Source organism: Pseudomonas sp. SHLD1, from assembly GCF_028640935.1.
GTDB lineage: Bacteria > Pseudomonadota > Gammaproteobacteria > Pseudomonadales > Pseudomonadaceae > Chryseomonas > Chryseomonas aestiva.
Genome location: NZ_JAQZAD010000027.1, coordinates 1 through 11,884 on the forward strand (window position 1 = coordinate 1; position 11,884 = coordinate 11,884).

An 11,884-nucleotide genomic window follows, 5' to 3' on the forward strand; every position below is an offset into this window, starting at 1 on the left:
CCCATCACCAGGAGGAACGCCATCATCGGGGTGATGGCGTAGATGAGGCCTTCGAAGAACGTGAGGAACGGCCGGACGTAGCGCGTGAACATCGAGCCTTCGGCAGCCCACTGAGTGGCTTGCTGCGCCTGGGCCTGGCTGAGCATGATGGCGTATGCGCCTTGCTGATCCTCGAGGGCCTTCTGTGCCGGCGCTCGCTCGAAGATCGGCAGCAGCACGGAGGCCATGGTGAAGGCACGAGCGTCTGCCACTTGGAGATTCAAGCCGCGCAGCGCGTCGTCCACCCGGGTGGTGACATCGTCACCGGTGACGGTCTTGCCGGGCTTCTGGAACGCCAGCTTCGCCACATCATCCATGATGCCGCTCTGCGTGGAAGCGCTGAGGGCTTTGAGCCGGGTGTGCGCTTCGGAGCAGGTGTAATAGGTACCAACGCCGGTGTTGCCCTCAAAGATTTCGGTCCCGTATACCTGGCTTTCGAACCTCATGGCATCGACGGGGTTGTTGCTTCGCATCAGTGTCCCGTAGGCGGCCACGTTGCGGCCCACCCCAACCAGGGTGCATTCCTTGATATAGGTCATCCACGACCGTACGAAGTCTCCGCCGGCCCGGGTGTCACCCATCACAGACGGCATCGCCAAGACATTGCGGGTGGCGCCGCGCACCTTCATCAAGGTCGTGAGGGGGTCGGCGAACCCGTAGGTGGTCATGGCCGGTGTGGAAAAGGCCTGCTCCATCTCCCTGGTCAGCTTGTAGCCAATGTTGGACACCACGGATCCTACGAACAGCGGTCCGATCGGCACGTTGTCGACGACCACGACTGTGCCGTCATAAACGTCTTCCACGACCGCCCGGCCGGTGGGGCCGTAGAGCGCCATGTACAGGATCAGGGCCACGCCCACCTGCTGGAAAGGGATAGCCTGGTTCTTGAATACCGCTTGGAAGCCGAGGAAGAGGGTGCCGATCAACAGACCGACCTTGGCCAACGATTCGATGCTGCCCGATCCCGAGATCATGGCCACCGCGTTGAGGATGCTTTCGAGGTAGGTCGCCGAACCGACCGAGTAGATCGAGAACTCCATTACTGAGCTCCCTGCACAGGTTTTTCGACGTTGATGAATGCGGCGGGCGTGGGCAGCACCTTCATGCGCGCCTCGTAATCGAGGACCAGGTCGTTTTCGTTGCCGTAGCGGCTCAGTAGCGCCTGGTGCTCCTGTACCAGACGATCCCGTGCGGTACCGATAAATTCGCCGGCAGGTTTGCCTAGCTTGTCGACCATCTTGCTGCGGGTGATCACTGTCTCAGCCGTGTCGATGTAGGACTTCACCAGCGAATACGCGCCTTCGAGCGCGAGCATCTTCGCGTGGGCAGAAACGAAGCCGCGGGCCATCGATTCGCTACCCTGCGACAGGCGCTGGACCATCCCGGCAAAGCCCGGCTTCTGCATCATGTTGAGGATGGCTTGCTCATCGTTGGTGAACGTCCCTGTATTGGTCGCCCACTTGTTCACGATCCCGACGGAGCTCGTCGAGCCGTTGAATCCTTTGATGATCTTCTCCGCCAAGCCGTCGAAAGCGATCGACTGAGTGCTGGGCGTAAGGCACGCGGCCTTGTCTCCGCCGCACGAGTAGATCTGCACCGTCTCGGTCTTCTGGCCCTCGATGATGTCCTGCAGCGCGATGCCGGTGGGCATCACCGGCTTCGTCTCGGGGACCTGCCCCTTGCCATCGGCCGCGTCCACCAGACCGGTGATGACGACCGAGCCGGTGAAGGACATGATCATCTCGTCGGTCTGCTGAGATCCGTACTTGAAGAACTGCTGGCTGTTGTACTGCTGCATGGCGCACCAGACGACGTTGCCGGTGTCCTCGCAACTGACGAAGTTGCCGGCCTTGCTCTTTTCTTCCGTCGGCGACTTCGAGTTGGTGCTGCCGGAGAACAGCGAGCCGAAGCTGTCAGCAAGGCCTTTCACGGTGTTCCCCGTGGCCGTCTGCATGTTGTCCTTGCCCTCGAACGCGGAGAACGCGTCCGTCACCAGGCCCTGGGCGAGCTGGCAGCTATTGGACATGAGGCCGTTGAGGTCCTGCATCGTCTCCTGCAGGTTGGCGATGGTGTTCTCCACCGTAGGCCCCATGGCCTTGAGCGCCAGCTTGAATGCATAGCCCGACGCTACGCCGACCGAGTTGGAGGCGATGGAGCGCAGCGACTGAACGAACTGCTGCGCGTTGATGAACGAGAAGGAGCCGGCGAACATGTCGATGCCGCCGCAGCCGGCCTGGAAGGAGGGCGGTCGGAAGGAGACCACCGGCGCCGTTGCGATCTGATTCCGGATCCGCATCGAGCCACCGCTGACCACGCCCCGGGTCGCCGTCTGGTACATACCCGGGTCGGTGCTGTTGGACATCGAGTTAAACATCGAGTCCAGCTGGCTCTCGATGTTGGCGTAGGCGCCCAGGGGGGCGAGGGCCGCAACCAGCACGGCTGCGCACAACGACTGCTTACTGCTGCGCCTCATGGGGCACCTCTCCATCTATGGTCTTGCGGGCGAGCTTGCGGCGCATGCGATCAACGAATGCGGCGGGGTCCTGGTCGATCTGGTCCTGGCTGAGCCCGTCGTTGTCCTCGAGGGTCAGCAGGCCGTTGTCGAAGAAGGGCTGCGTGGAGGCGAAGGTCTTCTGGTCGATGAGCGAGGCTTCGCGCGCAGCGATCAGGACCCGGTTGAACAGCACGTCCAGGGTGATGGCGCCGTAGCCGACGATCTCGGTGCGGCCCGGCGGGATCGCCAGGGCGAGGGCAGGGGCCTGATAGACCTCTAGCTTCTTGGCCTGGCCATCGTCGGTGCGGTAATTCGCGAAAAGCCCGTTGTCGAGGGGCGCGCCATCCAGCGAGACGGGGATGATCCGGATGCCGGTGGCCGCGGTGAGCGACTGCAGCACGGCCGCTTGCTCAGCACAGAGCACGCAGTTGCCCTTGAAGAAGAAGAAGAGCCCGACCTTGTTGGCCAGGCCCTTGAGCACCTTGTCCCGGTTGTTCGAGACTTCCCGATTGAGCGCATTGGCAGCGTAGGTGGCCACCGGCCGCCGGCTGTCCTCGTCGAGGAACGGATCACGCATGATCACCTGGCTGGAGCGCTCGGAGAACTTGGACGATTTGTCCATCATCACGCGCTGCAGGTAGTAGTAGGCCTGCACGTTGGCATCGGTCGGGTTGTCGATCGCGCGATCGCGGTACTTGGGCAGGTTGTCCCTGATCCAAGCCACGCTGAACAGTTCCGGCCCTGGCGCCGCCGGCGGAGCGGCCGGTGGCTCAGCCTTCTGGATGGGCGCAGGCGGGGGTGGAGGCGGGGTAGGCGCCTTTACCTCGAGCTCCGGCTCCTCCTCGGGCGGATCCTTGTACCAAAACCAGCCCTCTGCCTTACCGCGGTAGAAGCTTTCGCTACCAGGCGCAGCGAAAGAATCTTTCACGCCATCCGCGACGTTATCCGCCGCGCTCGCGATACCTGAAAATGCTCCCGGCCAGAGCGCTGCAGCGACGGCTACAGCCAAAAGCGCGCGCCTCATTTCCTATCGTCCAGGTACAAGGCGACTGCGACGGTCGCGTACACCCAGCGCGAGCCTCGCTTGCGTCGGTGCGAGCCGATCGCGCTTACCCACGGCAGGTGCTGATAGTCGGCATTGCCGATTTTTTTGCTGACGTAGGTAACGCTGTAGCCGAGCGCATCAGCCACCTGGGCGACCGGCATCGACGGTCCATACGCCTGCAGGAGCTTGGGTAGATGCTTCGATGGGGCGCGAATGTTCTCCAGCGAGCTACGCTGGCTGTCCAGGAAGGACGCAACGCCCTGCGTGCCGTAGACCCAATTGAGGCCTTGCCGGCGCCGGTGTGGGGCGATGGCTGCTACCCAGGGGAGGTGCTGGAATTTGGCGCAGCCTATCTTCTTGCGGACATAGCCGACGCTGTATTCCAGCGCCTCCGCTATCTGCTCCGGCGTCATCACATCGCCGTAGGTGTCTAGGAGGCCCGATAGGCTGGATGTGGGGGTAAACGAGCTCGTGACAGCTTCGGGCGTAGCGACGGACAAGGACATGCGCGCATCCGGAGTATTAATTCGATGCACACAAGGCTAGGGATTCGCGCGGACCAAAAGCGTTCGATTCACTCCCTTTTAGGGCGCAAATAACGCTCGCTCCCGGAAAAGCGGTGGCCATCTACTCGAGGCCTACCGATCGCAGGGCAGATGCCTGGCTCACGCGCTGGCGTCCTAAGGCAAGCGATGGACGCAGAGGGCACACATGAGATCTCAGGGCAGAGGTCCTTTTCATCGGCCCAACCGTTACAAAGGCAGGTGAGTTGAGAACGCTACGCCGCGGTATTCGGGCACCACGATACCCTATGGGTCGAGTGTGCCGGCGCCCGCGCGTCTCAGGTTTTTACCGGCAAAAAAAAGCGCACCGAAGTGCGCTTTGGGGGTGATTGCCTTAGCGACGTCTCTTCGACGTAGCTACATTGCCTGCGAAATCCCCGCCCTCCATAGCCTTCTCGGCCTCGTACGCAGCGGTGGAATCCTGCTGAAAAAATTTCTGCCTGAAGCCGCTGGCAGAGAGACGACGCAGTGCAACCTCTACAGGCGATTCCCGTACTGAATCTTTGGGGCGCTTCTCAGTGGTTCTGGTCATGGTTAAACCCTCCGCATGTGCTCTCACGTTATACCCTTTATATCTGGTATTCAAGGACGCCGCCGTGGTAGGTGAAACCGTTTGTAAGATAGACCTGAACCGCGCCTTCAAGAGGTTGTGGAATAGCTATCTCTGTAGCTCCGATCAGCTTTCCATAAGTGGAAAGCACATAAATCGCTAGCTTAACCACATAACCTTTCAGTGGATGGTCGTCATCAGGACAACCCTGAAGCGTGTCTAGCAGCACCTGATCTCCTGAAACGAATGCACAGCATAAACCGCAAAGAGTCCCTCTATACCAAATGGCAAAATCAATGACTTCTGCGTGCAGATACTTATAAGAAGCAATCCTATGCCATTCAAAACTGTATTTCGCACCGTTCCAGTTAGCCTGGACTATAACTGCCTCTTTGTCTATGAATCGGATTTCCAGATCAAGAGGGTTTCCAATGTTGTGAATTATCTGAGCGGCATCTTGCTCGGCTACGAACATAGCCGCTCTCTGAGCCTCTAAAAATTCTTCGGGAGCCATTTGCGACATATGCCTATTGTTTGAATAAGAAAATGAACCGACAATATATTTTCGTTTAAGCGATAGATAACAGGCAAGTTTTTTTTGAAATGCATCGTAATTTCTGTTCGTGCACCTGAACCCTGTTAGGTAGGCGTGTTCATCCTGAGATCCCCCATTGCCTTGCGCGGGATGAGCAGTCCTATATTGACTCTGCAGACGCGCCTCCAGGAGGCATCGATGAAAGACTTTTTGGATAAGTCGAAGGACAAACTGACTGAAGGCCTCGAAAAGCTGTCTGGTCCGGTCAATCGCGCTGGTCATGCGGCCGAACGGGCCTATACGCTGGCAAAGGCCGACATCCCATTCCCGGCGATCGCCTCGATTCTTACCGACACCAGCAAAAAGCTTGGCAATTCGAATCGATACACAGTCGCTCATGTACAAGGCATGGTCATGAGCTATGAAGACAGTCTTAAGGGTACGCCGATTACCAAAAAGAAGACGACACGGCTACTGAAGGACAGTGAAAAAGCTAGAAAGGAATTGAATCAGATGGATCCTGACCAGGACGACAAATAGTCCTCGTTAAAAGGTCGGCACTCATTGTTCGCTATTGATCACCGTAACAAGACCAGCGATCTCAACGGCTATGCGCCTATTGTGTAAGCAATAGGCGCATAGCTTCTTGCCAAAGAGGTGCGCCGCACGCGTATCGTGGCTTTCTTGAGCTCCTTGGTCACGGTCAAGCGAGAGGCCTAGAGGGAGCGTCTGATTTAACATAAGGTGTGTTATGCGAAGTCGACGCTCGCCGCGACAAGACGTCGGACCCACACATTTCGCGTCAGCGGCGAGGTCCTGGATCCCGGCGAGGGGCGTCGTAACTGGGTGGGTCTATGAGCCGTCCATCTTGATCGCGCTCAGCCCGACGCTCATCGAGCTGCCTCTTCTGATCGCTCCGGTAATCCGCCAGCTGACGGCCCAGGGCGAGGAAGGCCTGATCGTTTTCACCGTGACGGTGGTAGGAAATCATCAGCGCGATCGCGGTGCTCAAGGTGCCGGCGTCCAGCTGGGTCAGCTGGTTGCCCAGATTGAAGGGCCAGTCGTTGCTGTCGTAGAGGTGCAACACTAGGGGCCTGCAAGCGCTCTTGCTGCAGGATGGTGGCGCGGTGTGTCACGAATATCGACTCGGTTTCCATGTGTCACCTCTTGATCTGCTCGGGGGGGGGAAGGGGCTAGTTAGGTAGAACGGGCCACCATGCAGCGGGGTATTAGTGGATACGCTAGCGGCGCTCGCTGCCCCGATTCCGCTACACTGCTCTTGAAGTCAACATCAAAAATTTCAGGGATCGAATTGAAAATCCGACTTAATAAAGGCCCCTTTAGCCGGCTATAGTGGGTAGCAGCTGCTCTGTCCAGCAGCGTCTTTATAATGATAGGGATATACTTCGAAAAGCACAATCTCAAGGAAGCCGGGCTATGGCTTAACTTCAATGACGCTATTCAAGCAGTAGGTCAGCTTGGGACACTCGGTGCATTCATCGTCGCTATTCATCAGGTTTTGGTAAGCAAGAGAGAAGCTGCAGCTGCTCAACTAAAAGAACGCCAAGCTTTCTTTGCCCAAGAGTGTCGAACCCAAGTGGGAAAGATGACGGAGACCATCCGGACAGAGAACGTAAAGTTTAGGGAGATCACTGACCTGTTCGATTTTGTCAGCACTATGGCCAACCTGGGTGGCAACCTGCATCGATATTACAGCCAACTGCTTCCTAGTGACCAACGTGAGCTTGTCGACGGCGATTGGCAGGACATGTTCTACAACGATCTCATCCCCTTTCTGCAAGGCATCAGTCTATTATCTCTAATACGAGACGGTATCCCGTCCCCTACCGTACAAGAAGCTAAAGAGCATGCCTGGAAAGAGGTTAATATAAAAAGGTACATGGACGTTTTTCGTAGGTTCTTCTTCTCCAAAATCGTTCTTACTAAACTGCGCCCTAATATTAGGCTTGGTATTTTATCCCATATCCAAGAGGACATTAGTTCGCTATATCTCTTCAAGCACTATTACTTTGAGGAAGAGATGGTGAAAGACTATTTAGTAGGTACGATGGCTATACTAGACTTCAGAGTGTCAGCGCCTGCACTGGCTGCGCTATACGAGGAGTTCGGTAGTCACTATGAGTGTCATGACTAACTGTATGAATTCACAGCGCTTTCCTTGAGATCCAGCGCACCCAGCATGGCCAAGACCCTCGGATTTCAAAAGCCGGAGACGGGGGTCTCCTCGTCCAGCTCACACAAGATCCGCTCGGCGATCACCCAGCCATCCCTCCACTCAATCGCCTGAATTGTGTGGGTTGGGTACGGGAAGGGGGCGCCGAGCCCGGCCAGGTAATCCTGGTAGCCTCGGCGTCGAGCGGTACTGACCATCAGGTAGCGGGCGTCGTGCATGGCTGATCTTCGCAGCTGGGTTTCGGTGCCTTCGGTCGCGCCCCTCACTATGGAGTACAGGCTGTACCCTACTACCTAAGCGGTGCGCAGGCGATCTGAGGGATATTGACGAAGAAACTCGCTCGCGGCTTCGGCTGGCGCCGTCAGCCAGTCCTTGATCGAGCCATTCGGCAGTATCGCCAGCATGCGCTTCTCATCTTCAGGCCGGTGGTAGTTCCTCATGAAGGGGTGATCGTCAGCGTTGACGGTCAGCATGGTGAAGCTGAAGCGCCCCTTGCCGTCTGGATCGCTCCATTCCTCCCACAGCCCGGCAATCGCCATCAAGCCGCCGTCGGCCCGCTCGATCCGCGTGGGCACCGCCTTACCGCTGCGCCAGTCGGGCTCATAGATCGCTGCTGCAGGGATGATGCAGTGCTGGGCCCTTTTCCAGGCGGTGCGGAAAGAGTTCTTAGTGGCGGCCGTTTCCGAACGGCAGTTGTAGGTGCTGCGCCCGAGCTTTCTGTGCTTTGCCCAACCAGGCAGCAAGCCGAACTGGCCTACCGAGATGTCGTACTCCGGTGAGCCATCTCCCTGCGCCTCGGCTGAGTTCAGCCGGACGAAGGGTCCCGTATAGAGAGGCCAGAGCTCGCCTTGATATTGCTCGTCGACGGGCGCGCCGAACGCGCCTTTCAATCGCGCCGGCGTCGGCGCCTCATAGTGACTGCACATGCCCTGTCGCCTCCGGGAAACTCAGCCTGGTGCCGCCGCACTTTTGGCCACGCCACCTTGTTTGACCCGTTGGCCACGCTGCGTTCCAGATGTACTGCTGCCGGCTTGTTGGTCGAGGCTGCGCAAGCACCCTCGCCTCCCGGCCGCAGGCTCCGCGCCAGGAGCAGGCGATGTGTTTATTCATCACCCTACTGCCGGTAGATGATCTAATACCGCTCCTCTAACGGCATGAGTGGGTCCATGCAACGCAGGACTCGAGCATGTGCATCGGTAGAGATTTGGATACCACCAATAGCCTGGCCGCCCTCTGAAGCGGAGACATAGCTCAGCTGCTCCCCAATGCCCCGAAAAAATACTGCCCTACCTCACCAGGTCTAATATCTCAGGCCCTGAGACTGGGATGCCGGCGGGCACGCTTAAGAAATCACTGATGCGGCCCAGGAATGCAGCGGATTCGTCTGTATTCGAAAGAGGGCGACCGAAAAGCAGAACGTTCGCCGGGAACCCATTCTCGTCCCAGTCGATCGAGAGGCGCTCCAGCTGGTAAAGCCCCCCGCTTCTGAGCCGTTGAACAACGCCGTCTTTCTCGTACCCGGCCTGCCCCAACGCGTGCTCGCAGATAAAGCGTCTGATAGCAGGGCTCTTGAACAACGCGTCAATCTGCGCGTCAGGGGCAGCGGTGCGCACCTGCTCCCAGACTTCCGGCTCCGCCATCATGAGCACGCTCATCAGCTCAGTGCGCAGCCGCGCGATGTAGCTTTTCAGCCGGTGGGACATTGGGACCTCAGAACTGTTGTCGCTGGTAAACGGTGAGGGCCAGCAGGCCGGACTGGTCCGGCGCTGGTCGGGTCACCAACTGCCAGCCGGCCATGCTACCCAGGTAACGTACGCCGTCCTGGCCACCCGCGTGCCGACGTTGCTTGTGCCGCACCACGTCAGCGGGCAGCGCCACCTCACGGTTCAGATCCCGGACCACCCGCGCCAACCGCGGGAAGACGTTCTCCGGCTTGCACTCACCCTTCGTCTCGTCCAGGTACTCGACCAGGGTGTGATGGGTCAGATAGATCTTGCCGAAGACTGGATTCTCTACCGACGGTTGCGGCGGGGGCGTTCCGTCCCACTTAACGCAGAAGGCCTGATGCTCCTCGAGGGTCCAGGGCTTGTTCTTCTCGACGCTGATACCGCTCAGGCCGAAGAACTGGGTGCGCAGCGCGTTCGATGTCTCGTAGAGCTCGCCCTTGGAGCTCTCCGAGAGCAACAGGCGCTTCACCGCGCCGCGCGACACCACGAGCTTCAGGTTTCCGCAGGTACGCTGGTGCCCGGCCAGCTCGAATTGCACCAGGGCGCACCACAGGCCGTAGAGCTCGATGAAGTCGAGCACGTTGTCGCCCAGGTCCCGGCTCAGGTGGATCTCGATCCGGCGGAAGAAGCGATCGTCGCCATTGAACAGGACGCTGTAGACCCCAGGCACGTCCGTGGCCGCGGTGCTCACTTTGCAAACTTTATAGGTCATCGTTTTGGATCTCGGCAGGTAACTAGAACCCAGTCTCCATGCCTTTCGAAAATTGCAAACGCCGATTCTAGCGCGGTTGTGGGTCGAACCTTCTAGCGCGTCATACGATCACTCAGAAGTCGTCGTAGCTGACCTTCCAGAACAGGTCGACGCTACCGTCATCGCGGTGGGCAATGATGACCCCCTCCATCTCGCTGATCGCCTCGAGCAGCTGGTCCCAGTCCTGGTCTCTCGCTTCGCGCCGTTCAACGTGGACGTGCTTTTCTCGGACGCCAGGCGCGCTCATGACCTGCCTTTGAACCCTAGCGGCGAGCGGGTCATAGGGTGTCAATGCTGGCGGTGGGGTGCGGGCCATCTCCACGGGTCCCATGGATATGTTTTTTTATACAGCATTAGCGACACTAGCTCGATTACAGACCTCATGTCCCGAGCAAGATTAAAAGCTCAGTGGCACCCACAAGGGGGCGAACGTCCTTCTAACGATCCTTGGTAAGGCAGGAAGGTGGCCTGCAAAATGAAGCGGCCATCGCTGAACGCTGAAGCGGGATAACAACAATAATTCCCAAATGAATCTACTAACACTGATAGACGCCTCGCAAGGAACCCAAAGACGCAACGCACCACTTAACGTGCGCGCCTCTAGTCTCCGCCTTTGCGAGGATTTCCTATGACCTTTCCAAGACTTTCAACCTCCGCTCCTCATTCACCTCCGCCCACCACAGCGCTCAGCGATACGTCGTCCAGCAGTAATCCACCTGCCCTATCTCATGCGCACCGTTCGCGCGGCGGCCGCTACGAGCACCTGGGTGATGTGGTCGCTGGCGATTCACAATGCACGGCCGGCAGCTCCACACCACGCTCAATCGGCACCAACCTGACTCAAGCCATCCTGGCGGACGGCGAGGCGGCGACTTCGGCCCAAACGGTTGCCAGTACCTCACGCCCCGTCCGCCCTGCAGGCAGATCGCGGCAGATCGCTAATCTTGCGCAACTTGCGCGTCTGGCAGAGATGCGGCCCACCAACAGTATCGATCTCGTACGAACCTCGGGCGTCCACTGGCGGGGAAACGAACTGCGTGACGCGACGGCGCGTATCAAGGCCGGTATCGAGCGAAGCTTGGCCAATTTCGACGTCCCGATGACAGGTGTGGTTGAGGGTGACCACGGAGTAATTTCCACCAACATGAACCACCTTGAGCATCGAGAATACCTACGCGGCTCGATATTTCCCGAGGCGCCCTTCCACGAGAAGCTCGCCAAGCTTGGCACCAAGGCGGATCGCTACCTGCTCCACCATCAGGAGTTAGGCCGTCCCAGGCCAGAGCCACTCCCAGACCTTCACGGTAAGCGCGGCGTGGCGGTTTTGAAGAAGCTGCTTGATGAACGGTCTGGTGTGATACTGGGCGAGGCGCATAGCTGTAGTGCCAGCAAGCGCCTGCTGGTAAAGCACATGGATGAGCTCAAACGCCAGGGTGTCAGCACCCTGTTTTTAGAGCATCTATGCGCGGATTCCCATGGATCGGCCCTTGACGACTATCTCCGAGCACCAACTGGGTCGCCAATGCCGGCGCGCCTGGCGGCCTATTTGAAGTTGCAGGACAGCGGCAACACCGCCATTGGGCAAGCGCCATCTCGCTATGGCTTCGTCGATCTGGTGAAGGCGGCCAAGGACGCTGGTATCAAAGTCGTTCCGTTGGATACCGCTGCGACCTACAGCGCCTCCGAACAGGATGGCGATCTGCGCATCCGCGTAATGAACTTCTATGCGGCGGAGCGCATCCGCCTGGAAAAGCCGCCCGGAAAATGGGTCGCCTTCGTCGGGTCGGCTCATGCCACCCGCTACCAGGGTGTTCCGGGACTCGACGAACTCACCGGCACCCGCTCGCTGATCGTGGATGATTTCGGTAGTGACAAACGGCCCAAGGTCACGACCAACGTGCGCGGCTACGCGGACGGTCAGCTCGATCCCGACGTAGTGCTCTCATACAAGCGCAATATTGCCTAGGCGAGGCGCTCCCTCCAAGG

At 58.7% G+C, this 11,884-nt stretch carries 14 protein-coding genes; 4 read left to right on the top strand and 10 right to left on the bottom strand.

Annotated features, from left to right (window positions below):
* The 5 genes from PVZ77_RS19035 to PVZ77_RS19055 all read right to left on the bottom strand — a co-directional run.
* Positions 1-1,079 (bottom strand): conjugal transfer protein TraG N-terminal domain-containing protein (locus tag PVZ77_RS19035; RefSeq protein WP_273808429.1); only part of this gene is annotated, 1,079 nt, incomplete at its 3' end.
* Positions 1,079-2,512 carry a conjugal transfer protein TraH gene (locus PVZ77_RS19040; RefSeq protein WP_273805349.1) on the bottom strand — a complete coding sequence of 478 codons (1,434 nt, stop codon included), beginning with the start codon at positions 2,510-2,512 and terminating at the stop codon, positions 1,079-1,081. The genes PVZ77_RS19035 and PVZ77_RS19040, both read right to left, overlap by 1 nt.
* Positions 2,496-3,557: a conjugal transfer protein TraF gene (gene traF, locus PVZ77_RS19045; RefSeq protein ID WP_273808428.1), complete on the bottom strand. Its 1,062-nt coding sequence runs from the start codon at positions 3,555-3,557 to the stop codon at positions 2,496-2,498. The genes PVZ77_RS19040 and traF overlap by 17 nt, the downstream gene beginning before the upstream one ends.
* On the bottom strand, positions 3,554-4,084 hold the full coding sequence (locus PVZ77_RS19050) for a hypothetical protein (protein WP_273808427.1): 531 nt from the start codon (positions 4,082-4,084) through the stop codon (positions 3,554-3,556). Before PVZ77_RS19050 ends, traF begins: the two co-directional genes overlap by 4 nt.
* 626 nt (positions 4,085-4,710) lie before the next feature.
* Positions 4,711-5,205: a hypothetical protein gene (locus PVZ77_RS19055; RefSeq protein ID WP_273808425.1), complete on the bottom strand. Its 495-nt coding sequence runs from the start codon at positions 5,203-5,205 to the stop codon at positions 4,711-4,713.
* 219 nt (positions 5,206-5,424) lie between these two features.
* Here PVZ77_RS19055 and PVZ77_RS19060 point away from each other — a divergent pair, with 219 nt between their 5' ends.
* The 3 genes from PVZ77_RS19060 to PVZ77_RS19070 all read left to right on the top strand — a co-directional run bounded on the left by PVZ77_RS19060 (position 5,425) and on the right by PVZ77_RS19070 (position 7,381).
* The gene (locus PVZ77_RS19060) at positions 5,425-5,766 is read left to right on the top strand and encodes a hypothetical protein (RefSeq protein WP_273808424.1); all 342 of its coding nucleotides are present in this window, start codon (positions 5,425-5,427) and stop codon (positions 5,764-5,766) included.
* Between the two features lie 328 nt (positions 5,767-6,094).
* Positions 6,095-6,316, top strand: coding sequence for a hypothetical protein (locus tag PVZ77_RS19065; protein WP_273808423.1), 222 nt, complete (start codon positions 6,095-6,097; stop codon positions 6,314-6,316).
* A 300-nt stretch (positions 6,317-6,616) separates the two neighbouring features.
* The gene (locus PVZ77_RS19070) at positions 6,617-7,381 is read left to right on the top strand and encodes a hypothetical protein (RefSeq protein ID WP_273808422.1); all 765 of its coding nucleotides are present in this window, start codon (positions 6,617-6,619) and stop codon (positions 7,379-7,381) included.
* 65 nt (positions 7,382-7,446) lie between these two features.
* Here the strand turns inward: PVZ77_RS19070 and PVZ77_RS19075 are convergent, their stop codons facing one another.
* The 5 genes from PVZ77_RS19075 to PVZ77_RS19095 all read right to left on the bottom strand — a co-directional run bounded on the left by PVZ77_RS19075 (position 7,447) and on the right by PVZ77_RS19095 (position 10,214).
* Entirely contained in the window at positions 7,447-7,638 is a 192-nt protein-coding gene (locus tag PVZ77_RS19075; RefSeq protein WP_273808421.1) for a hypothetical protein, read from the bottom strand.
* Between the two features lie 75 nt (positions 7,639-7,713).
* Positions 7,714-8,346 (bottom strand): SOS response-associated peptidase, encoded by a 633-nt coding sequence (locus PVZ77_RS19080; protein ID WP_273808419.1) that lies wholly within the window; start codon positions 8,344-8,346, stop codon positions 7,714-7,716.
* Positions 8,347-8,706: 360 nt separating this feature from the next.
* Positions 8,707-9,123 (bottom strand): hypothetical protein, encoded by a 417-nt coding sequence (locus PVZ77_RS19085; protein ID WP_273808418.1) that lies wholly within the window; start codon positions 9,121-9,123, stop codon positions 8,707-8,709.
* A gap of 7 nt (positions 9,124-9,130) precedes the next feature.
* A complete protein-coding gene (locus PVZ77_RS19090) occupies positions 9,131-9,859 on the bottom strand; it encodes a hypothetical protein (RefSeq protein WP_273808416.1) in 729 nt (242 codons plus the stop codon).
* A gap of 112 nt (positions 9,860-9,971) precedes the next feature.
* Positions 9,972-10,214 carry a DUF1654 domain-containing protein gene (locus PVZ77_RS19095; RefSeq protein WP_273808415.1) on the bottom strand — a complete coding sequence of 81 codons (243 nt, stop codon included), beginning with the start codon at positions 10,212-10,214 and terminating at the stop codon, positions 9,972-9,974.
* A gap of 312 nt (positions 10,215-10,526) precedes the next feature.
* On the opposite strand from PVZ77_RS19095, the gene PVZ77_RS19100 reads away from it, so the two are divergent.
* On the top strand, positions 10,527-11,864 hold the full coding sequence (locus tag PVZ77_RS19100; protein WP_273808414.1) for a membrane-targeted effector domain-containing toxin: 1,338 nt from the start codon (positions 10,527-10,529) through the stop codon (positions 11,862-11,864).
* Positions 11,865-11,884 lie beyond the last annotated feature (20 nt).